The sequence below is a fragment of the Duganella sp. 1224 genome, assembly GCF_013408245.1.
Taxonomy (GTDB): Bacteria; Pseudomonadota; Gammaproteobacteria; order Burkholderiales; family Burkholderiaceae_D; genus Rugamonas.
The window spans coordinates 1,155,202-1,177,169 of the sequence record NZ_JACBYS010000001.1 but is presented as its reverse complement, the minus strand read 5'-3'; the positions used below and the strand labels follow the sequence as shown (position 1 = coordinate 1,177,169).

At 65.5% G+C, this 21,968-nt stretch carries 20 protein-coding genes; 11 read left to right on the top strand and 9 right to left on the bottom strand.

Annotation, left to right across the window (positions count from 1 at the left end):
• The first annotated feature begins 9 nt into the window (after window positions 1–9).
• On the top strand, window positions 10–2,379 hold the full coding sequence (locus tag FHW58_RS05365) for a GH36-type glycosyl hydrolase domain-containing protein (RefSeq protein WP_179672004.1): 2,370 nt from the start codon (window positions 10–12) through the stop codon (window positions 2,377–2,379).
• Between the two features lie 36 nt (window positions 2,380–2,415).
• On the top strand, window positions 2,416–4,662 hold the full coding sequence (locus FHW58_RS05360; RefSeq protein ID WP_179672003.1) for a beta-glucosidase: 2,247 nt from the start codon (window positions 2,416–2,418) through the stop codon (window positions 4,660–4,662).
• Window positions 4,663–4,680: 18 nt separating this feature from the next.
• Here FHW58_RS05360 and FHW58_RS05355 read toward each other — a convergent pair whose 3' ends face one another.
• Window positions 4,681–5,526, bottom strand: coding sequence for an ABC transporter substrate-binding protein (locus FHW58_RS05355; RefSeq protein ID WP_179672002.1), 846 nt, complete (start codon window positions 5,524–5,526; stop codon window positions 4,681–4,683).
• 132 nt (window positions 5,527–5,658) lie between these two features.
• Here FHW58_RS05355 and FHW58_RS05350 point away from each other — a divergent pair, with 132 nt between their 5' ends.
• Window positions 5,659–6,789, top strand: coding sequence for a hypothetical protein (locus tag FHW58_RS05350; protein ID WP_179672001.1), 1,131 nt, complete (start codon window positions 5,659–5,661; stop codon window positions 6,787–6,789).
• A 75-nt stretch (window positions 6,790–6,864) separates the two neighbouring features.
• On the opposite strand, the gene FHW58_RS05345 is transcribed toward FHW58_RS05350, so the two are convergent.
• Both FHW58_RS05345 and FHW58_RS05340 read right to left on the bottom strand, forming a co-directional pair.
• The gene (locus tag FHW58_RS05345; RefSeq protein WP_179672000.1) at window positions 6,865–7,176 is read right to left on the bottom strand and encodes an RnfH family protein; all 312 of its coding nucleotides are present in this window, start codon (window positions 7,174–7,176) and stop codon (window positions 6,865–6,867) included.
• Complete coding sequence (locus FHW58_RS05340) at window positions 7,166–7,600, bottom strand: type II toxin-antitoxin system RatA family toxin (RefSeq protein ID WP_179671999.1); 435 nt, start codon at window positions 7,598–7,600, stop codon at window positions 7,166–7,168. Before FHW58_RS05340 ends, FHW58_RS05345 begins: the two co-directional genes overlap by 11 nt.
• A 75-nt stretch (window positions 7,601–7,675) precedes the next feature.
• Here FHW58_RS05340 and smpB point away from each other — a divergent pair, with 75 nt between their 5' ends.
• The 3 genes from smpB (at window position 7,676) to FHW58_RS05325 (ending at window position 9,532) form a co-directional block, all read left to right on the top strand.
• Entirely contained in the window at window positions 7,676–8,125 is a 450-nt protein-coding gene (smpB, locus tag FHW58_RS05335; RefSeq protein ID WP_179671998.1) for an SsrA-binding protein SmpB, read from the top strand.
• Window positions 8,126–8,285: 160 nt separating this feature from the next.
• Window positions 8,286–8,981: a hypothetical protein gene (locus FHW58_RS05330; protein ID WP_179671997.1), complete on the top strand. Its 696-nt coding sequence runs from the start codon at window positions 8,286–8,288 to the stop codon at window positions 8,979–8,981.
• On the top strand, window positions 8,981–9,532 hold the full coding sequence (locus tag FHW58_RS05325) for a FlgO family outer membrane protein (protein WP_179671996.1): 552 nt from the start codon (window positions 8,981–8,983) through the stop codon (window positions 9,530–9,532). Before FHW58_RS05330 ends, FHW58_RS05325 begins: the two co-directional genes overlap by 1 nt.
• A gap of 5 nt (window positions 9,533–9,537) precedes the next feature.
• Here FHW58_RS05325 and FHW58_RS05320 read toward each other — a convergent pair whose 3' ends face one another.
• On the bottom strand, window positions 9,538–10,374 hold the full coding sequence (locus FHW58_RS05320) for an NAD-dependent protein deacetylase (protein ID WP_179671995.1): 837 nt from the start codon (window positions 10,372–10,374) through the stop codon (window positions 9,538–9,540).
• An 87-nt stretch (window positions 10,375–10,461) separates the two neighbouring features.
• Here FHW58_RS05320 and FHW58_RS05315 point away from each other — a divergent pair, with 87 nt between their 5' ends.
• From FHW58_RS05315 to FHW58_RS05300, 4 genes are read left to right on the top strand one after another with little or no spacing between them, the layout of a single operon-like run.
• Window positions 10,462–11,016 carry an RNA polymerase sigma factor gene (locus tag FHW58_RS05315; RefSeq protein WP_179671994.1) on the top strand — a complete coding sequence of 185 codons (555 nt, stop codon included), beginning with the start codon at window positions 10,462–10,464 and terminating at the stop codon, window positions 11,014–11,016.
• On the top strand, window positions 10,989–11,825 hold the full coding sequence (locus FHW58_RS05310; protein ID WP_373996629.1) for a zf-HC2 domain-containing protein: 837 nt from the start codon (window positions 10,989–10,991) through the stop codon (window positions 11,823–11,825). The genes FHW58_RS05315 and FHW58_RS05310 overlap by 28 nt, the downstream gene beginning before the upstream one ends.
• Entirely contained in the window at window positions 11,822–13,261 is a 1,440-nt protein-coding gene (locus FHW58_RS05305) for a S8 family serine peptidase (protein ID WP_373996628.1), read from the top strand. Before FHW58_RS05310 ends, FHW58_RS05305 begins: the two co-directional genes overlap by 4 nt.
• Window positions 13,258–13,947 carry a TorF family putative porin gene (locus FHW58_RS05300; RefSeq protein ID WP_229265056.1) on the top strand — a complete coding sequence of 230 codons (690 nt, stop codon included), beginning with the start codon at window positions 13,258–13,260 and terminating at the stop codon, window positions 13,945–13,947. The genes FHW58_RS05305 and FHW58_RS05300 overlap by 4 nt, the downstream gene beginning before the upstream one ends.
• 91 nt (window positions 13,948–14,038) lie before the next feature.
• Here FHW58_RS05300 and FHW58_RS05295 read toward each other — a convergent pair whose 3' ends face one another.
• The 4 genes from FHW58_RS05295 to ppsA all read right to left on the bottom strand — a co-directional run bounded on the left by FHW58_RS05295 (window position 14,039) and on the right by ppsA (window position 18,403).
• On the bottom strand, window positions 14,039–14,449 hold the full coding sequence (locus tag FHW58_RS05295) for a DUF4259 domain-containing protein (RefSeq protein ID WP_179671992.1): 411 nt from the start codon (window positions 14,447–14,449) through the stop codon (window positions 14,039–14,041).
• Between the two features lie 3 nt (window positions 14,450–14,452).
• Window positions 14,453–15,388 carry an SPFH domain-containing protein gene (locus FHW58_RS05290; RefSeq protein ID WP_179671991.1) on the bottom strand — a complete coding sequence of 312 codons (936 nt, stop codon included), beginning with the start codon at window positions 15,386–15,388 and terminating at the stop codon, window positions 14,453–14,455.
• 21 nt (window positions 15,389–15,409) lie between these two features.
• Window positions 15,410–15,832, bottom strand: coding sequence for an NfeD family protein (locus FHW58_RS05285; protein WP_179671990.1), 423 nt, complete (start codon window positions 15,830–15,832; stop codon window positions 15,410–15,412).
• Between the two features lie 141 nt (window positions 15,833–15,973).
• Window positions 15,974–18,403, bottom strand: a complete 2,430-nt coding sequence (gene ppsA / locus FHW58_RS05280) for a phosphoenolpyruvate synthase (protein WP_179671989.1) — start codon at window positions 18,401–18,403, stop codon at window positions 15,974–15,976.
• A 155-nt stretch (window positions 18,404–18,558) separates the two neighbouring features.
• On the opposite strand from ppsA, the gene FHW58_RS05275 reads away from it, so the two are divergent.
• The gene (locus FHW58_RS05275) at window positions 18,559–19,407 is read left to right on the top strand and encodes a pyruvate, water dikinase regulatory protein (protein ID WP_179671988.1); all 849 of its coding nucleotides are present in this window, start codon (window positions 18,559–18,561) and stop codon (window positions 19,405–19,407) included.
• Window positions 19,408–19,494: 87 nt separating this feature from the next.
• Here FHW58_RS05275 and FHW58_RS05270 read toward each other — a convergent pair whose 3' ends face one another.
• The gene (locus FHW58_RS05270; protein WP_179671987.1) at window positions 19,495–21,909 is read right to left on the bottom strand and encodes a catalase; all 2,415 of its coding nucleotides are present in this window, start codon (window positions 21,907–21,909) and stop codon (window positions 19,495–19,497) included.
• Window positions 21,910–21,968 lie beyond the last annotated feature (59 nt).

The window sequence follows — 21,968 nt, the reverse complement described above, 5'->3', positions numbered from 1 at the left end:
GAGAAAGCAATGCTACGCCCCACCCATGACGGTCACCGCTACGAACTGACCAGCGCCACGGCCATGCCGCAGGCGGCCGGCTTCCTGTGGAACCAGAAGATGATGATCCAGATCACCTGCCGCGGCTACGCCACCGCGCAGTTCATGCAGCCGGAGCCCGCCAAGTACGCGCACGCGCCCAACCTGGAGGCCAAGACCTTCATGCAGCCGGAGCAGAACTACTACGCGCACCACCCCGGCCGCTTCTTCTACATCAAGGACGAGGAAACCGGCCAGCTGTTCTCGGCGCCGTACGAGCCGGTGCGCGCGCCGGTGGACCGCTTCACCTTCTCGGTCGGCAAGAGCAACCTGGAATGGACCATCGAGCACCTCGGCGTGCGGGTGGAACTGACTCTCGGTTTGCCGGTGGCGGACGTGGTGGAACTGTGGTCGCTGCGCGTGACCAATCTGTCCGGCCGCGCGCGCAAGCTGAGTATCTATCCCTATTTCCCGATCGGCTACATGTCGTGGATGAACCAGTCCGGCGAATACCGGCCGGACCTGGGCGGCGTGGTGGCCAGCAGTGTCACGCCGTACCAGAAGGTGGCCGATTACTTCAAGCAGAAGGACTTCAAGGACAAGACCTACTTCCTGTGCGAGCAAGCGCCGGACGCGTGGGAAGTGCGCCAGTCGGCGTTCGAGGGCGAAGGCGGCTTGCACGCGCCCTCCTCCATCGTCGCCGACCAGATGGGCAACAGCGACGCCCGCTACGAAACGCCCACCGCCGCCGTGCAGTACCGCGTGGCGCTGGCCGAGGGCGAGGCGCGCGATTACCGCTTCCTGTTCGGCCCCGCGTTTGACGACGCCGAAATCGCGGCGGTGCGCGCCAGGTACCTGAACGCGGCCGCCTTCCAGGCCGCCGCCGACGACTACGCGGCCTACGTCGCCAGCGGCCAGGGATGCCTGAAGATCGAAACGCCGGACGCGGACCTGGACAACTTCGTCAACAACTGGCTGCCGCGCCAGGTGTTCTACCACGGCGACGTCAATCGCCTGAGCACCGACCCGCAGACCCGCAACTACCTGCAGGACAATATGGGCATGAGCTTCATCAAGCCCAGCGTGATGCGCGCCGCCTTCCTGCACGCGCTGTCGCAGCAGGAGGCCAGCGGCGCCATGCCGGACGGGATCCTGCTGGCCGAGGGCGCTGAACTGAAATACATCAACCAGGTGCCGCACACCGACCATTGCGTGTGGCTGCCGGTGGCGCTCAAGGTCTATCTTGATGAAACCGGCGACTACGACATCCTGCACGAGGACGTGGTGGGCAAGGAAACCGGCATCGCCCTCACCGTGTCCGAGCGCGTAAGCAGCGCCATGGACTGGCTGCTGCAGGCGCGCGACAAGCGTGGCCTCAGCTACATCGCGCAAGGCGACTGGTGCGACCCGATGAACATGGTCGGCTACAAGGGCCGCGGCGTGTCTGGCTGGCTGACCGTGGCCACCGCCTACGCGCTCAATCTGTGGGCCGAGATCTGCGAAACCACCGGCGCCAGTTCCTCGCTGTGCGAAAGCGCCAAGCACTTCCGCGCCGGGGCGCGCGCCGTCAACCGCGCCGCCAACGAGCACCTGTGGGACGGCGACTGGTTCGCGCGCGGCATCACCGACGACAATGTCACCTTCGGCATCAAGAAGGACAAGGAGGGCCGCATCTGGCTCAACCCGCAGGCCTGGTCCATTCTCGGCGGCGCCGCCAACGCCGGCCAGCGCGCCTCGATGCTGGAACAGGTTGACCAGCAGCTGGTGACGCCCTACGGCGTGCAGATGTTCGCGCCGCCGTTCAGCGCCATGCGCGACGACGTCGGCCGCGTCACGCAAAAGCATCCGGGATCGGCGGAGAACGGCGCGGTGTACAACCACGCGGCGGTGTTCTACATCTACAGCCTGTACACCATCAACGAGAGCGACCGCGCCTACGACCTGCTGCGCCGCATGCTGCCGGGTCCGAGCGAGGCCGATTACCTGCAGCGCGGCCAGCTGCCGGTGTTCATCCCCAATTACTATCGCGGCGCCTTCCACGAGTATCCGCGCACGGCCGGCCGCTCCAGCCAGTTGTTCAACACCGGCACCGTGTCGTGGGTCTACCTGTGCTTTGTCGAGGGCCTGTGCGGCTTGAAGGGCAACAGCGAGGGGCTGACCATCAAGCCGCAGCTGCCATCGCACTGGAATGGCATGAAGGTGGTGCGCCAGTTCCGCCACGCGACCTTCAATGTGTCTATACAACGTGCGGACGTGGACGACATCCAGGTGTGGCAGGACGGGAAGCGTTTGACTGAAAACGTTATCAAAGGTATCGTTGCGGGCGGAGCATATGCGCTGGAGGTCCTCATCCCGCGCTGACACATCAACTTAAAATTATAAGGACACTGTAATCCTATGAAGAAGCGTCTCTGGCTGTCCCTGGCACTGGCTTATCCACTCATGTTGACCGGCGCCGCGCACGCCGCAGACGCCTCCAAACCCTGGCTCGATCCGGCGCAATCGCCGGACGCGCGCGCCGAGCAGCTGGTCAAGGCGATGACGCTGGACGAAAAAATCCAGACCGTCTTCGCCTACTTCTCCACCGAATTCGCCCCGAAAAAATACGAGCAGCCGAAGGAAGGCCGTCCCGATTCGGCCGGCTACGTGCCTGGCATTCCGCGTCTCGGCCTGCCGCCACAATGGCAGTCGGACGCCGGCGTTGGCGTCGCCACGCAGGCCGTCTCCAAGAAGCCGTACGAGCGCACCTCGCTGCCTTCCGGCCTGGCCACCACCGCCACCTGGAATCCGCAACTGGCGTTCGCCGGCGGCGCCATGATCGGCAGCGAAGCCCGCAGCACCGGCTTTAACATCCTGCTGGCCGGCGGCGTCAACCTGATGCGCGAGCCGCGCAACGGCCGCAACTTCGAATACGGCGGCGAAGATCCGCTGCTGGCCGGCACCATGGTCGGCGAACAGATTCGCGGCATCCAGTCGAACCACATCATCTCCACCGTCAAGCACTACGCCTTCAACGACCAGGAAACCAACCGCAATCACGTCAACGTCAAGATCGAGGACAAGGCTGGCCGCATGTCGGACCTGCTGGCGCTGCAGTTTGCGATCGAGCGCGGCGACCCGGGCTCGGTGATGTGCGCGTATAACCGCATCAACGGCGACTACGCCTGCGAGAACGACTACCTGCTCAACGAGGTGCTGAAGAAGGACTGGAAGTACACCGGTTACGTGATGTCCGACTGGGGCGCGACCCACTCCACCATCCCGGCCGCCAACCGTGGCCTGGACCAGCAGTCCGGCCATCCGTTCGACAAGTCGGACTACTTCAACCAGGCGCTGAAGGAAGCGGTGGTCAACCGCCACGTGCCGGAAGCGCGCCTGGATGACATGGTCAAGCGCATCACCCGCACCATGTTCGCGCACGGCGTGGTCGAGCATCCGGTATCGACGCCAACGTCGGCCGATGCCGGCATCGACTTCGAGGCGCACGGCAAGGTCACGCAAGCCGACGCCGAAGAGGCCATCGTCCTGCTGAAGAACCACAACGACCTGCTGCCGCTGGCGGCCGGCGTGCGCAGCATCGCCATCATCGGCGGCCACGCGGATGTGGGCGTGCTGTCGGGCGGCGGCTCGGCACAGGTTTATCCGAAAGGTGGTTCGGCGGTGCCGAATGAGGGCCCGACGCACTTCCCTGGCCCCATCGTCTACCACCGCTCGTCGCCGATGGGCGAACTGGCCAAGCTGACCAGGGCCAAGCTGACCTACAACGACGGCAAGGACGTCGTCGCCGCCGCCAAGCTGGCCGCCGGCGCCGACGTGGTCATCGTCTTCGGCAACCAGTGGCTGGCCGAGAGCTTCGACGCCGACGACCTGAATCTGCCGAACAAGCAGGACGACCTGATCGCCGCCGTGGCCAAGGCCAATCCGAAAACCGTGGTGGTGCTGCAGACCGGCGGCCCGGTCGTCATGCCATGGCTGGACAAGGTCGGCGCCGTGGTCGAGGCCTGGTATCCGGGCTCGAATGGCGGCGCGGCGATTGCCCGCGTGCTGAGTGGCGAAGTGAATCCGTCCGGCCGCCTGCCGGCCACGTTCCCGGCGTCGCTGGCGCAGCTGCCGCGTCCCAAGCTGGATGGCGACGCCAAGACCAAGGATGAAAACATCATCGAGAAGGTCACCACCGACTACAACATCGAAGGCGCGGCGGTCGGCTACAAGTGGTTTGACTTGAAGGGCCACAAGCCGCTGTTCCCGTTTGGTTACGGCCTGTCGTACACCAGCTTTGCATATGAGGGCCTGAGCGCCAAGCCAGCCGGCAATGGCATCGAGGTCAGCTTCAACATCAAGAACACCGGCAAGCGCGATGGCAAGGCCGTGGGCCAGGTCTACGTGTCGCCGGTGGCAGGCGGCTGGGAAGCGCCGAAGCGCCTGGGTGGCTGGGACAAGCTGGCCGTCAAGGCCGGCGCCAGCGGCCAGGCCAAGGTGAAGATCGATCCGCGCCTGCTGGGCGTGTACGACAGCGCCAGCAAGACCTGGAAGATCGCCGCCGGCGAGTACCTGGTTACGCTGGCCGAATCGGCTGGCGCCAAGCCGGCGGCCAGCGTCAAGGTCAAGCTGGACGCGCGCACGGTGGACGTCAACGGCCGCTGATGCGTGGATGGCGCGCCGCTAGCGCGGCTTGTCCGGCGTGGACAGGCCGTTCAGCAGCGGCGCCAGTCCGGGCTTGAAGGCGCGCTTGACGGCGGCATCGTCGAAGTAGTGCGCAAAAATGCCCTGCACCGCCTGATCCGCCAGCATGGCTTTGACGACGGCGGCGTAGTACTGGCGCGTATCGGCCGGCACCGTATTCCGGGACAGGTAGATGCCCGTCACGCGCGGCGCCGATTCGGGCAGCGGTACGATTGCCGCGCGCGCCTGCAGGCGGCTCTGCTTCAGATACTTGCTGTAGATTGGCGGCGTGGCCAGCGTGCCGTCGGCGCGGCCCATTTCCAGTTTGCCGAACACGGTTTCGAAATCGTTCACCACCTCCAGCCGGCCGGCGGCGGCCAGCCGCGCCAGCTGGGTTTCTATCGCCGGATCATACGCCAGGCCGCGCGTGACATTGAGCCGGCCGGTGCCGCGCGCGACAAAGTCGCTCAGGCTGGTGTAATGCTGTGTGCCCGGATCCGCCAGCACCAGATCGTATTGCACCCAGGCGTAAGGCAGATGGTCGGCGTAGGCATCCCGCTCCGGCAGCCGCAACGAACCCATCGTCATATCGATATGTCCCGCCGCCAGCTCGATGAACAGCCGCTGGCGCGGATACCAGTGAAATTCGAACTTGCAGCCGCTGCGCCGGGCCATCTCCCTGGCGATATCGACCGAGATGCCGGCGATGCGCCCCTGCTCGCGGTAGGCGGCATAGCCAAGGTCGCTGAGGCCGACGCGCGTGACGGCCGGACACGCCGGCGCCGCGCTGGCGGGCGGCACGCCGCAGCACAAACTGGCGACCAGGAGCAAGAACTTGCGTCTCATCATGAACTCTTAGCTTGGGATAACGATGAGTGTATCTTAGGCTGGCATCGCAACGCGAGAAAAGCCCCACGCCTGCAAACCCACTTTGCAACAGTGCAAGGCGGCCTGCGCGGACGGCGCTAAACTGCACCCATGCCACTATCTCCCAACAAGCAAGCCGAACTGCATCGCGCCTTGCAGGACGCGCTGGCCGACCGCGCCCTGGTGGCGGCCATGCCGGACCTGCAGCCGATGGCCGGCACGCCGCCGCTGCCGGCCGCCTTCATCGCCGACAGCCAACTGCACATCGTGCGCCACAAGGACAGCGGCTGCGTGCAATTCGTGTTTCCCGGACCGACCGGACCGGGACTGGTGTCGCCGGCGCAAGCGGGCTGGGACTGGATCGTGCAGGCCACGCTCAACGCCAGGGAGCGCATGACGCAGGCAATGATCGACAAGATCGAGGCGCACAGCAAGCCGGAGCGCTTGCTGGCGCTGCGTCACGGCTACGGCCACAGCGCCACGCAGGGCGAACTGGCGATGGCGCGCGGCCGCAAGGTGCTGATCCTGGTGCATGGCGTGTTCAGCTCGACCGAGGCGGCGTTCGGCGCGCTCGACCTGCAAGCGCTGCTGGAGCGCTACGAGGGCCGGGTGTTCGGCTACGACCACTGGACCATCGCCCGCACGCCCCAGCAGAACGCCATGAACCTGCTGCACCGTCTGCCGCCCAACGCCGGCTGGGAAGTCGACCTGCTGTGCCACAGCCGCGGCGGACTGGTGGTGCGCTCGCTGCTGAGCGAGGGCCTGGCCGACATCGCCCGCGCGCGGGCCGGACGCATCGCCAGGGTGGGCAAGGTGATGTTTGTGGCGGCCGCCAACCAGGGCTCGCCGCTGGCGCAGCCGGACGACATCAAGCATTTCCTCAATGTCGCCGCGCTGCTGGCCTCGTTCAGCGGCAGCCTGGCGCTGGACGTGGTGATCGGGCTGGCGCGGATGGTGGTGTCGCTCGGTTTCGACCGCCCCAGCGTGCAGGCGCTGGCCGAGGATTCAACGCTGATCTCGCTGCTGAACCGCGGCGGCTCGCTGCTGACCAGCGCCAACAGCTACTACGCCCGCGCCAATTTCGCTTACGGCGACTCGGCGCTGGAGCGCGCCGGCGCCCTGCTCAACCGCGCGCTGATCGACAACGCCAACGACATGGTCGTACCCTATGCCAACGTCCTGCTGCCCGACGCCACGCCCGAGGCCGACCACATGCTCAGCTTCGGCAGCGCCGACCAGTAACAGAACGAAGTCTGGCACACCGAGTTCTTCCACCACCCGGCCACGCGTGATTTTGTATTGCGGAATCTGAGTTGATCAATCGCCGGACTCGGCGGACTCGGCGGACGATGCGGTCTTGCGGCGGCGGCGGGCGTGCTTGGGGTCGGCGATCAGCGGCCGGTAGAGTTCGACGCGGTCGTGGGCGCGCAGCGGCGTGTCCAGCGGCTTTTTCTTGCCGTAGATGCCGGTCTGCAGCTGGCTCAGGTCCAGACCGGGCACCTCGTCCAGCACGCCGCTGAGGGCGATCGCCTGCTCCAGCGTGGTGCCGGCCGGCACCTGCAGGTCGCGCAGGAATTGCACCGCGTCGCTGGCGTAGCACACCTGGATGGCAAAGGTCTCAGCCGCCATAGACCGTTTCCGCCCGTTTGCAGAAGGAGTCGACCATGCTGTTGGCGATCATGCCGAACACCGGCCCCACCAGCTTGTCCAGCAAGCCGCTGGAAAATTCATAGCGCAGGTCCAGCTCGATCTTGCACGCGTCCGCGCGCAACGATTTGAAGGTCCATACCCCGTCCAGGCACTTGAAAGGCCCGTCCACCAGCTTCATCTTGATTTGATCGGGCGGCGTGTTCTCGTTCGAGGTGGTGAAGCTCTGCTTGACGCCATGGTAGTTGATGCCGACGCTGGCCACTACCGTGTTGCCATTGCGCTCGCGGATCTCGACACCACCGCACCACGGCAGAAACTTGGGATAGTCCTCGATGCCGGCCACCAGATCAAACATTTGCTGCGCGCTGTAACCCAGGAAAACTGATTTGTGTACTACTGCCATTGTCTAACCATTTGCTATGATGTTGAATTATTCGCGTCCGACGGCGCGCAGCAGTAGTTTAACCGATACCAACTCATGACCATAGCCGATAACAAAAAAGCCTTTTTTGACTACTTCATCGAAGACCGCTACGAAGCCGGCATCGTGCTCGAAGGCTGGGAAGTCAAGGCCATCCGCGACGGCCGGGTGCAGATCAAGGAAGCCTACGTGACCATCAAGGGCGACGAGCTGTTCCTGTTCGGCGCCCACATCAGCGCCCTGCCGACCGCCTCCACCCACATCACGCCCGACATGGTGCGCACCCGCAAGCTGCTGCTGCACCGCCAGGAAATGGACAAGCTGATCGGCAAGGTCACGCGCGCCGGCTACACGCTGGTGCCGCTCAACCTGCACTTCAAGGGCGGCCGCGTCAAATGCGAGGTCGGCCTGGCCAAGGGCAAGAAACAGCATGACAAACGTGCCACGGAGAAAGATCGCGACAACAAGCGCGAGGTCCAGCAGGCGATGAAAGTGCACAAGCGCTAAACTGTTGCGCGTCCCGTACACCACCCGGTCCCGCGCCGGGTTTTTTATCGCCGCCTGAATTTCTAATTAGAAACATCCATGCTAAACTGGGCGCTGGATGATTTTACATTCGTGGCCATCGGCTGGCCGCGACGACTGGACTTTTGACGACGAGGCTATCATGGCGCTGAAAACTGCAATGGCTCTGGCGGCCGGGGTGACGCTGCTGGCGGGATGCGCGGCGCGCTACACGCCGACGCCGCTGGCCGCCAACTTCCCCACCACCAAGCAAGCCAAGCTGCAGGCCGCCTACCACTGGGGCGTGATTTCCGACAATATCGAAAAACGCGTCGTGGCCGAGCTGCGCAAGAGCCCGCCGCGCCCGGTGTACATCAACGAGCCGAAGAACCCGTCGGCATTCCAGCGCGCGCTGGCGACCCAGCTGACCACCTCGCTGGTCAACGACGGCTACGTCGTCTCGCGCAGCCCGGCCGGCTCGCTCAAGATCGACATGGACGTGCAGGCGGTGACGTTCAGCGCCAACCGGCCGCAGTACCGCTACCACGGCGAGCGCGCCATCCTCGGCAGCGGCGTCTGGCTGCTGAGCGAGATCGAGGCGCCAGCCCTGCTCAACGTCGCGGTCGGCGCCGGCGCCTGGGATGCCTACGACTGGTTCAACGCCCAGTTCGCGCCGGGCGACACGCCCAAGACCGAAATCATCGTCACCGTCTCGGTGTCCGACCAGTACCGCTACCTGGCGCGCAACACTTCGGCCTATTACGTGGCCGACAGCGACCGCATCCTGTACGGCATCGTCGACCCGACGCCCGAAGAACCTAAACTGACCCGCACCTTCCAGGTGCGCGGAGATATGTGATGCAGATGACATCCCTGGTCCGCGCCGGCATGCTGGCCCTGCCGCTGTTGCTGGCGGCCTGCTCGTCGACGCCGAAAAATGACGAAGGCAACTACGCCACCATCTCGCCCAACCAGTTCATCAACGCCAACTACAAGGCGGCCGACACGCTGCTGCAGCAGCTGAGCGGCAAGCTGGTGGCCGACAAGCCGCTGATCGTCGCCACCGTGGTCAACATCGACGCGCTGGAACAGACCACCACGCTGGGCCGGCTGGTGTCGGAGCAGGTGTCCACGCGCATGGCGCAAGGCGGCCTGAGCATGCTGGAAATGAAGCTGCGCAACAGCGTCTACCTGAAGCGCAACCAAGGCGAGCTGATGCTCACGCGCGAGATCGGCGAAGTGGCCACCAGCCACAACGCCCAGGCCATCGTGGTCGGCTCGTACGCGGAAACCAGCGACATGGTGTTCATCAACATCAAGGTGATCCAGCCCAACACCAACTTCGTGCTGGCCGGCACCGACTACGTGCTGGCCAAGGAAGCCATCGTCCGCTCCATGCTGCAGCGCTAAGCCGCTTACAGCAGCAGCGGCAGCACCTCCACCGCCGACGCCTCCACCTTCAGGCCGATCAGGTCGTCCGCCCGGGTCCTGCCCAGGTTGATGGCCGCGATCGGCTTGTTCGCCTGCGCCGCCAGCTTGGCGAAGCGGTAGCCCGAAAACACCATCAGCGACGAGCCGACCACCAGCACCGCGTCCGCCTCGTCGGCCCATTGCAGGGCCTCGGCCGTGCGCTGCGGCGGGATGTTGTCGCCGAAGAAGATCACATCGGGCTGCAGCACGCCGCCGCAGGCGTCGCACACCGGCAGCCGGAAATCCTGGAATTCGTCCAGTTCGACCTCGGCGTCGCCGTCCGGCCGCGCCTCCGGTACTACCTCGCCGGCCGGCCCGGTCGGCACCAGCGACGGGTTGGCTTCGGCCAGCCACTGCTGGATGGCGGCGCGCGGATGCACCTTGCGGCACGCCAGGCACAGCACGCCATGGATGTTGCCGTGCAGCTCGATCAGCTTGCGGCTGCCGGCAGCGGTGTGCAGCCCGTCGACGTTTTGGGTGATGATGCTGTGGATGCGGCCGGTCCGCTCCAGTTCGGCCAGCGCGTGGTGGCCGGCGTTGGGCGCGGCACCGGCCAGGGTCGGGTAGCCGGCCATGCTGCGCGCCCAGTAGCGGCGGCGCACGGCCTCGGACTTGCGAAAGTCCGGCCCCTGGATCGGATTGCGGCCGCGCCGCACGCCGTCCTTGTCGCGGTAGTCGGGAATGCCGGACGCCGTGCTCAGGCCGGCGCCGGTCAGCACCAGCACTCGCTCGTGGCGCTGCAGGAAGGTGCTCAGGTGGTCGATTTGCTGGTTCAGGTTCATATGCGCATGGTAGCCTAAAAATAATTTCCCGATTTGTAGAACCGTTTGCGTTCGGCAAGGTATTAACCGGGAAAATGGAGGAAGTGGATGGCCCCGGATTCAGATGATGCACAATTATTAGGCAGGATCGCCGCCGGGGACAGGCATGCCTTCGAGACGCTGTATCGCGCGTATTTTCCGCGCCTGTCGCGTTTTGCCGGCCGCATGGCGCGCAATCCGGCGCTGATCGAGGAAGTGGTCAATGACACCATGTTGGTCGTTTGGCAAAAAGCGGCCAGCTACGACGGCAGTTGCAAGCCCTCCACCTGGATTTTCGCGATTGCCTACCGCAAGACGCTGAAGGGGCTGAAACTGACCGACGAGCCGGTCGAATCGGACGCGTCGCTGTACGAAGATGAGGGCGACAGCCAGCCGGAACAAGTGCTGGGCCGGCAGCAGATGCAACAGACCGTGGCCGACGCGCTGGACGCGCTGCCGGCCGCGCAGCGGGCGGTGATGGTGCTGACGTATTATCACGATATGGCCTATGCCGAGATCGCCGAGATTGTCGACTGCCCGCTGAATACGGTCAAGACCCGCATGTTTCATGCGCGGCACCGATTGAAGGATTTGTTGTGGAACGAAAGAGAGAGCAGCCGATGAGCGGGCGCGTGGTCAGACTGGATATACCGGAGCATCAGGCGGTGCGCGAATTGCTGCCGTGGTATGCGTCGGCGCAGCTATCGGCGGACGAGACGCGGCGCGTGCACGAGCATCTGCAGGGCTGCGCGCAGTGCCGCTACGAGCTCGAATGGGAATACGGCATGCGCACCGAGGCCGCGATGCGCGCCGACCAGTTGCCCGATGGCGTGGACATGGAACGCGCGCTGGCCCGGCTGCTGCCGGCGCTCGGCCCGCAGGAACGCACAGCGCCAGCCAATACTGCCGCCCCGACCGGTGCCGCGCATGTCGCGCCAGCCAACATCGCCGCCCAGACCGCCACCGGGCATGCCGCGCCAGCTGACATCGCCGCCGACGCCGACACCGCCGCTGCACAGGGCACACAGCGCGCATCGGCCGCCCCCGGCACGCCGCAACGCGTCGCATGGTGGCGCGCGGCGGCGGCCAACCAATCCTCGTGGCTGCGCTGGGCGGTTGCCGCGCAGTGGGTGACCATCATCGGCCTGGGCACCCTGCTGCTGCGTCCCGACGACACGCCGGCCTACCGTGTCCTTGGCGCCAGCGCGGCGGCTGGCGGCAACATGGTCGTCATGTTCCAGCCCAACACCAGCGAACGCGAACTGCGCCGCATCCTGCAGGCGCAAAATGCCCGCATCGTCGACGGCCCCACCGTCACAGACGCCTGGCTGCTGAACGTGCCCGCCGACCGCCACGCCCAGGTGCTGCAAGCGCTGCGCGCCAACGCCGCCGTCAAGCTGGCGGAGCCGCTGGATGGCGAGGCCCGGCCGTGAAATGGCTGCGCATCCTGCTGCTGTGGGCCGCGCTGGCCGCCGCGCACGCGCCGGCGCTGGCCGCCCGTCCCGAAAGCGACCTGCCCACCACGGATGTCGCCGCAACCGCCAGCCCGGGCGCCAAGGACGAGTACCGCGATGACCACCAGTTGCTGGTGATGCTGCGCCTGCCCGCCACGCACTATCGGCCAGATGCCAGCTACGGCGGCCGCTACATCGAAGACAACAGCCGTAACGCCCGCCAGCGCCGCGCCGAGGCACTCGCCCGCCAGCACGGCCTGACGCTGGTCGAAGGCTGGGCCATGCCGGTGCTGGGCATCGACTGCTACGTCATGCGCTATCCGGACACCGCCAACGCCGAACAACTGATCGCCCAGTTGGCGCGCGACCCGCAAGTGGAATGGGCGCAGCCGGTGGCGCGCTTTGAGGGCATGGCCATGAGCCAGACGGCCGGCGCCGCTGTCGCTGCCGATCTCGACGCCGAACTGGCCGGCGATCCGCTCTACCGCGTCCAGCCCGCCGCGCGCTACTGGCACGTGGCCGAGCTCCACCGCTACACCAGCGGCCGCGACGTCAAGGTCGCCGTGATCGACAGCGGCATCGACGCCTTCCACCCCGACCTGCAAGGCCAACTGGCGCTGAACAACAACTTCGTCGACGCCGGCCCGGCCCCGCCGGAAAACCACGGCACCGCGGTGGCCGGCATCATCGCCGCCCGCGTTGGCGGCGGCGGCATCCTCGGCATCGCCCCGCGCGCCAAAGTGATGGGACTGCGGGCCTGCTGGCAGCAGCGCGATCTCGTCACCCGATGTAACAGCTTCACGCTGAGCAAGGCAATCAACTTCGCCATCCAGAACGGCGCGCAAATCATCAACCTCAGCCTGTCCGGCCCGCCCGACAGGCTGTTGGACCGTCTGCTCGACGTGGCGCTGGAACGCGGCATCAGCGTGGTTGGCGCCATCGACCCGCGCGCCACCGGCGCGGCGTTCCCGGCCAGCCACCGCGGCGTGCTGGCCGTCGCCGCGCAACCGCGCTTCGAGCCCGCGCAAACCGCCCCCATCCCTCGCCTGACCAGCGCACCCGGCGCGATCGCCCTCGCGCAGCCCGGCAGTGCGGCCCGCGTGAGCGGCGACAGCGACGGCAGCGCCGGCGCCGATCCGCCGCTGCTGGCGCCCGGCAACGACATCCCCACCTCGGCGCCGGGCGGGCGCTGGGTCTTCGTCAGCGGCAGCTCGTACGCCGCCGCCCACGTCAGCGGCATGCTGGCCTTGCTGGACGAATTGCGTCCCGGCGCCTCGCCGGCGCAAATGCGCGCGCTCATCCAATCGGGCGCGGCCCTGCATGCTGCTACCATAGACGCATGCACCGCCATCTCCCGCCTGGTGCGCGACCTCAGTTGCGTCCGCACCCTCAGCCAACGCGGCGCCGCGCCTTGACGCAGCGCGCCCTGCCCCTGCTGCTGGCCGCGCTGACCGCGCCCACCGCCGCGCAGATCGACCTCAGCGGCAGCGTCGGGCTGCAATCGGCCTACACCTTTCGCGGCCAGGCGGCCGGCACCAGCAGCCCGTCGCCGCAACTCACGCTCAATCTGGACAGCGCCAGCGGCTGGTACGCGGGCGCCTACGTCGCCGGCATGCACATCGGCGACGACTTCGGCTACAAGCTGCAAGGGTATGCCGGCTACGCGCACCGGCTGACGTCATCGCTGAGCTGGGATGCCGGCTGCGGCCGGATCACTTACACGCAATCGCACTTCAACGACTTCCACGAATGCTACGCCGGCGTCAGCAGCGAGCGCACCAGCGCGCGGCTCTCCTACGCACCGCGCTACTTCGGTTTCCGGGCCAAGGTGCTGTACGGCGAAGTCAACACCTTCTACCCGGTGCACCCGCGCTTCAACCTGATCGCCCACGCCGGCCTGCTATACAACCTGAGCGACGGCGTCTGGCCCGGCGTGCCGGCGCGCTCGCGCTACGACGTCAAGCTCGGCGTCGCCATCCCCTTCGACAACTGGACGCTGCAACTGGCGCGCGAACACAGCCGCGACGACGGCCTGCGCTACCGCAGCTACCCGGTCCATCCCCCCAAAGCCTGGACCGCCGGCCTCACCTACGCCTTTTAATCCGGGGTCAGGTCCTCCATTTCTACACGAGCTGTGCCGTACGCGTGCGTACGGCACAGCTCGTGTAGAAATGGAGGACCTGACCCCGGAGTTATTTGAGGCGGGCGCGCAGGTCTTCGACCGATGCCAACCACTCGGCGTGGTGCTCGCTCTCTTCCCATAGCTGGCGCAGTTCGCTGTCGGCGGACAGGATGCGGTCGAGCGCGCGCATGGCCTTGTCGGCCAGATCGGCGCGGGGCTTGGCCTTGGGCTTGCGCACGTCCACCCACTCGTCGACGGACGCGCTGTCTTCGGTGCGCGGGCCGCCTTTGCCTTGTAGACGGGCCAGCACTTCGATTGCCACCAGGGCCTCGGCCGCGAACGGCGCATCCAGTTCGCCCGGCGTGTCCAGCGCGGTGTTGAGGGTGTCTTCCACCGCGTCCAGATTGCTGGTCTCGTGCAGGTCTTCCGCCCAGTCTTGCGCGTAGTCGTTGCCGAACGCGTCTACCGCCCAGGTGCCCATGTCTTACTCCTTGATGATCTTGCCTTGTGTTTTGACGACTTGCAGCGCGGTGGCGATCAGCCCGCTCATGTCGCCCAGATTGGCCGGTATGATAATCGAATTGTTGGTCCTGGCCAGTTGGCCGAAGGCGTTCACGTACTGCTCGGCCACCTTGAGGTTCATGGCCTCGTCGCCGCCCGGTTCGCGCAGCGCGGCGCCGACCTGGCGCAACGCCGAGGCGTTCGCTTCCGCCAGCGCCACAATCGCCGCCGCCTGGCCTTGCGCGCGGTTGATGGCAGCCTGCTTGTCGCCCTCCGAGCGCGCGATCTGCGCTTCGCGCTCGCCGCTGGCGATGTTGATCTGCTCCTGCTTGCGGCCTTCCGAGGCGGCGATCAGCGCGCGCTTCTCGCGCTCAGCGGTGATCTGCGCCTGCATGGCGTGCAGGATTTCCTTCGGCGGCGTCAGGTCCTTGATCTCGTAGCGCAGTACCTTCACGCCCCAGTTGGCGGCCGATTCGTCGATCGCGTTCACGATCGTGGTGTTGATGTGCTCACGCTCCTCGAACGTCTTGTCCAGCTCCATGCGGCCGATGACGGAGCGTAGCGTGGTCTGCGCCAGCTGCGTGATGGCAGCGATGTAATTGGACGAGCCGTATGACGCGCGCATCGCGTCCGTTACCTGGAAGTACAAAATGCCATCCACCTGCAACTGCGTGTTGTCGCGCGTGATGCAGACCTGCGGCGGCACGTCCAGCGGGATCTCCTTCAGCACGTGCTTGTAGGCGATGCGGTCGACAAACGGTATCACGATGTTGAGGCCCGGCCCCAGCGTGGCGTGATACTTGCCGAGCCGCTCGACCACCCACGCGTGCTGCTGCGGCACCACGTTGATCGTCTTGAAAACAAATACCAGAGCCAGAATAAACAGAATGAAGGTGACATTGCCGATGCTGATGTCCATGTAGTTCTCCGTGAGTTGATCTTACGCCGCCACGATCAGGCGGCTGCCGCGCACTTCGCGTATCGTGTACTGCCCGGGGGCGCTGCTGCTGCCGGGCGCCAACTCCACATCCCACAGCGCGCCGCGATACATCACGCGCGCCGCGCCATCCTGCCACGCCGGCACATGGATGGTTTGACCAATGTCCAGGTTCACGTTGGGATCGCGCTCGGCCTGCACGCGCTGCTGCAGTTGTCCGTAGCGGCTGCGGCGCAAGGCGACCGTGGCGCCGACGCCGACCACGGCGGCGATCAGCCACTGCAACGCCTCACCCAGTCCGAGCAAGGCGGCGCCGCTGCCCGCCGCCAGGCCGATGGCAATCATCAGCAGATAGAAGGTGCCGCTGAACAGTTCCAGGATCACGGTCACGCCGGCGGCCGCCAGCCAGTAGCTCCAGTCACTCATGATGGTCTCCTTTCAAAATGCAAAAACCCCCGCGTCCCGTCAGGGCTGCGAGGGTTTCTGCTGCTGGACAGATGGTATTGATAGCGTTTTTTGCTACTGAATCCGATAACCCCAGTCTATACCATTTTCCGTTAACGTCAACTACTTCTGCAGCGACGCCAGCTTCTGCCAGGTGTCGATCACCGAGTCAGGATTCAGCGACATCGACTCGATGCCCTGCTCCATCAGCCACGCCGCGAAGTCCGGGTGGTCCGATGGGCCCTGGCCGCAGATGCCGATGTACTTGCCTTGCGAACGGCAGGCCTGGATCGCCTGCGACAGCAGCGCCTTGACCGCGTCGTCGCGCTCGTCGAAGTCGGCCGCCAGCAGCGCCATGCCGGAATCGCGGTCCAGGCCCAGGGTCAGCTGGGTCAGGTCGTTGGAACCGATCGAAAAGCCGTCGAAGTGCTCCAGGAAGCGCTCCGCCAGGATCGCGTTGGACGGCACTTCGCACATCATGATCAGGCGCAGGCCATTCTCGCCGCGCACCAGGCCATTCTTGGCCAGCAGGTCGACGACCTTCTCGGCCTGGCCCAGCGTGCGCACGAACGGCACCATGATCTCGACGTTGGTCAGGCCCATGTCGTTACGCACGCGCTTCATGGCCGCGCATTCCATTTCGAACGCGCCGGCGAAATCGGCCGCCAGGTAACGCGCCGCGCCGCGGAAGCCCAGCATCGGATTTTCCTCATCCGGCTCGTAGCGCGAACCGCCGATCAGCTTCTTGTACTCGTTGGACTTGAAGTCCGACAGGCGCACGATCACCGGCTTCGGCCAGAACGCGGCAGCGATGGTCGCCACGCCTTCGGCCAGCTTGTCGACGTAGAAGGCTTTCGGCGAAGCGTGGCCGCGCGCGACCGACTCCACCGCTTTCTTCAGGTCCGCATCAATGTTCGGGTACTCCAGAATCGCTTTCGGATGCACGCCGATGTTGTTATTGATGATGAACTCCAGGCGCGCCAGACCCACGCCGCCGTTCGGCACAGCCTGGAAGTCGAACGCCAGCTGCGGGTTGCCGACGTTGAGCATGATCTTGGTCGGCAGTTTCGGCAGCTCGCCGCGCGACACTTCCGACACTTCGGTTTCCAGCAGGCCGTCGTAGATCTTGCCCTCGTCGCCCTCGGCGCAGGACACGGTAACGAAGGTGCCGTCCTTCAGCACTTCAGTCGCATCGCCGCAGCCCACCACCGCCGGCACGCCCAGCTCCCGCGCGATGATCGCCGCGTGGCAGGTGCGGCCGCCACGGTTGGTAACGATGGCGGAAGCGCGCTTCATCACCGGCTCCCAGTTAGGGTCGGTCATATCGGCCACCAGCACGTCGCCCGGCTGCACGCGTTCCATTTCCGACGGGTCGGTGATGACGCGCACCGGACCGGCGCCGATCTTCTGGCCGATCGCACGGCCCGAGGCCAGCACGGTGCCGGACGACTTCAGCTTGAAGCGCTGCTGCACGTCGGTGGTCTTCTGCTGCGACTTCACGGTTTCCGGACGCGCCTGCAGGATGTACAGTTTGCCGTCGCGGCCATCCTTGCCCCACTCGATGTCCATCGGACGGCCGTAGTGGTTCTCGATGATGACGGCGTACTTGGCCAGCTCCACCACTTCCTCGTCGTTCAGCGAGTAGCGGTTGCGCAGCTCGACCGGCACGTCCACGGTCTTGACCGAGCGGCCCGCCTTGGCTTCGGCGGTGAACTCCATCTTGATCAGCTTCGAGCCGATGTTGCGGCGGATGACAGGCGACTTGCCCTTTTCCAGCATCGGCTTGTGGACGTAGAACTCGTCCGGATTGACCGCGCCCTGCACCACCGTCTCGCCCAGGCCATAGCTGGAGGTGACGAACACCACATCCTTGAAACCGGACTCGGTGTCGATGGTGAACATGACGCCGGCGGCGCCCAGGTCCGAGCGCACCATGCGCTGCACGCCGGCCGACAACGCCACTTCGGCGTGGGTGAAGCCCTTGTGCACGCGGTAGGAGATGGCCCGGTCGTTGTACAGCGACGCGAACACATGCTTCATCGCGTCCAGCACGTTGTCGATGCCGACCACGTTGAGGAAGGTCTCCTGCTGGCCGGCGAACGAGGCGTCCGGCAGGTCCTCGGCGGTGGCTGACGAGCGCACGGCGAACGACACTTCGGTGGACGAATCGGCCACCAGCTGGTCGTAGTAGGTGCGGATCTCGTCTTCCAGGCGCGGCTGGAATGGCGTGTCGATGATCCACTGGCGGATCTCGGCGCCGGCCTGTGCCAGCGAGCGCACGTCGTCGATGTTGAGATCCGACAGGCGGTCGGCGATGCGGTCGGCCAGCGACTTGCCGCCATCAACGCTATGCGACAGGAAGTCGCGGAACGCCTGGGCCGTGGTCGCAAAGCCGCCTGGCACGCGCACACCGGCGCCGGCCAACTGGCTGATCATCTCGCCTAGCGAGGCGTTTTTGCCGCCGACGGATTCCACATCCGTCATCCGCAAATTTTCAAACGAGGCAACGTATACCGCTTCGTTGTTCTGCTCCTTCAATGCTACGTTGGACATAATTACACCTTTTTGATGATAGAAATCTTTCCGGCGTCGGGCAGGCCCATGTTCTTGTTATTCTGGTGGCCGTGCCGCACAATGCATCCTGTTGGCGCCCATTCTACAGCCTGTGGCGCGAATTGACGATTCACAATACCGATAGCCGCCTCTACATGACACAAGAACAACGCCCCCCTCTTCCCGCCGCCGCCCGCACCGTCTTTTTCGTCTCGGATGGCACCGGGATTACCGCGGAAACCTTTGGTCACTCGGTGCTGACGCAGTTCGAATTGCGCTTCCGCCAGGTGCGGCTGCCGTTCATCGACACGCTGGACAAGGCGCACGAAGCGGTGCGCAAGATCAATGAGGCGTTTGCGACGGATGGTCAACGGCCGATCATTTTCTCGACGCTGGTGCATACCCAGCTGTCTGATGTCATACGGCAATGCAAGGGCATGTACATGGACATGTTCCAGACGTTTGTTGCCCCACTGGAACAAGAGCTGGGCGTGAAGTCGACGCATACGATCGGGCGGTCGCACAACATCGTCGACAGCGAGGAGTACAAGAACCGGATCGAGGCGATCAACTTCTCGCTGGCGCATGATGACGGACAGTCGCACAAGAACCTGGCCGAGGCGGATGTGATCCTGGTGGGCGTGTCGCGCTCGGGCAAGACGCCGACCAGTTTGTACCTGGCGATGCAGTATGGGATCAAGGCGGCCAACTATCCGCTGATTCCGGACGATTTTGAGCGGGGCAAGCTGCCGTCGTCGCTGTATGAGTTCAAGTCGAAGATCTTCGGGCTGACGATTACGCCGGAGCGCTTGACCGAGATTCGCAACGAGCGGCGGGCGGGGAGCAAGTATGCGTCGCTGGAGAACTGCCGCTACGAGGTGAATGAGGCGGAGGCGATGATGAAGCGCGAGGGGATACGCTGGCTGTCGTCCACCACCAAGTCGATCGAGGAGATTTCGACGACGATCCTGCAGGAGATCAAGCCGGACCGCCGGGAGTACTGACCACCCCGCACGGCCAGGCGGGGTCTGACCCCGTACGGGGTCAGACCCCTAAGTGGTGGCGCACGCGTCGAGGCAAAAGCGCGCGGGTTAGACGCGTGGCGGATCCGTCTCGCGCGCATACACGCGATGCCGCGCCAACACCCCGATAAACCCCTGTAACCCCTCGGCCGCGTCGCTCGATTCCACCACGATCACCCCGGGGTCCTGCACCCCATGCGGCAACTTGCGCGGGATCTTGGCCGCCTTCAGCAACTCCACCGCACTCCCCAACGCCAGCAGCGGCTTCCCATGCCGGTACTGCAGCTTCAAAAACTCCAGCGCATTCGCATCCCGGCTCAAGGCATCGCGCGCGTCCGCGCAATCCGGAATCACCACGCCGTCCCACGACACCGACGGCCCGCTCTCCAGGCTGATCTCCACATCCAGCGGCGCGTCGGTGTACGACACCACCGCCCCAATCCGCTGCCCAACCAGCCTTGGCACCGCCGCCTGATCCAGCAAGGCCGCGTACAGCTTGCGCGTCTGCATCCCATCCACGCCCGGCCCCACCAGCAAGGCCACGCGCCGCGTGCGTATCCCCGTCGCGCCCGGCCGCGCAAACAGCGACAACGAAGGCGACGCCATGTACTCGTACGCCGGCCTGTCCGTTGCCAGCGGCAGCGGCGGCGGCACTTCCATGCCCAGTCCCTCGGCCACCGCCGCCGCCAGCGCCGGATCCACATTCACCAGCAACGCCAACGTGCGGCGACGCACGGCCGGCGCCTGCACCCGCGTCAGCTCGAAGCGGAACGCGTTGATGATGTGCCGCTGCTCGGTCACACTCTGACTGATCCAGAATAGGCGCGCCTGCGCACAATGGTCGGCAAACAGCTCCGGCTTGCCGCGTACCTCATTGCCCTGCGATGGCTCCGCCACACTGACAAATCCCCGCGCCCCCGCCTGGAACGGACAACCGCCAGCCAGCGAATTCGGCTCGTAACTCACCCGCCCGCGGTTGATCTGCTGCCGATGGAAGCCGTCGCGCTGATTGTTATGAATCTGCGCCACCGGCGTGTTGATCGGAATCTCGTGGAAATTCGGCCCGCCGAGGCGCGTGATCTGGGTGTCAATGTACGAATGCAGCCGCCCTTGCAGCAGTGGATCGTTGGTGAAGTCGATGCCCGGCACCACGTGCGCCGCGCAAAATGCCACCTGCTCGGTCTCGCCGAAGAAGTAGTCCGGATTCCGGTCCAGCACCATGCGGCCGACCGGCCGCACCGGCACCATCTCCTCCGGCACAATCTTGGTCGGGTCGAGGATATCGAACGGGAACTGCGCCGCCTGCTCCCCGGTGAAGATTTGCAGGCCCAGTTCATACTCGGGGAACTGGCCGCTGTCGATGGCTTCCCACAGATCGCGGCGGTGGTAATCCGGATCGGCGCCGGCCAGCCGCACCGCCTCGTCCCACACCAGCGAATGGGTACCCGCCATCGGGGTCCAGTGGAATTTGCAGAACACCGACGCGCCCTGCGCGTTCACCAGGCGGAAGGTGTGCACACCGAAGCCCTGCATCATGCGGTAGCTGCGCGGGATGGCGCGGTCGGAGGTGTGCCACATCAGCATGTGGGCGATTTCCGGGCTGAGCGAGGCGAAGTCCCAGAAGGTGTCGTGCGCGCTGGCCGCCTGCGGCATGCCGTTGTGCGGCTCGGGCTTGACCGAGTGGATCAGGTCCGGAAACTTCATCGCGTCCTGGATGAAGAACACGGGGATATTGTTCCCGACCAGATCCCAGTTGCCTTCGTCGGTGTAGAACTTGGTGGCGAAGCCGCGCACATCGCGCACGGTGTCGGCGGAACCGCGCTCCCCGGCCACCGTCGAGAAGCGCACAAACACCGGCGTGCGCTTGCCGGCCGCCGCGAACGGCGCCGCGCGCGTGATGGCGCTCAGGTCTTCGTAGCTTTCAAAGTAACCATGGGCGCCCGAGCCGCGCGCGTGCACCACGCGCTCAGGGATGCGCTCATGATCGAAGTGCGTGATCTTCTCGCGCAAGATGAAGTCCTCCATCAGCGTCGGTCCGCGCAGGCCGGCCTTCAATGAGTTCTGATTGTCCGCCACCGGCACCGCCTGATTGGTGGTCAGTTCGCGGCCGGTGTCGTCCACACGCACGCGGTCGAGCGGACGGTTGATGGCGTTGTCGCCGATGTCCGGCTGGCCGTCGCCGACCTTCTCCGAGGCGACGGTTTCGGTACTGGTGCTGGCGATGGCGATGGGCGAAGGCGGCACGTGCGTCTCGCCGGTGTGCGGCGTGTAGGCCGCTTCGCCGTATTCCAGCGGCTTGGTGGAATTGAACGGCATATCGGCCGCCAGCTTTTCGTCGCCGGTCACCTTTTCCAGCAGTTGATCGGCGATCGGATTGGGTGGCCCGAGCCGTGAGGGTTGCGGCGGCGCAGCCGGTCCGGCGATGGTGCTCAGGATGGAACCGGCGCCGTCCAGCGACGCGCCGTTGTTTTTGCGTTTTGCCATGTCGACCTCCAGAGTGTGGGCAGAGGTCGAGTGTGCGGCGGTTGCCGCTTACCGTACTT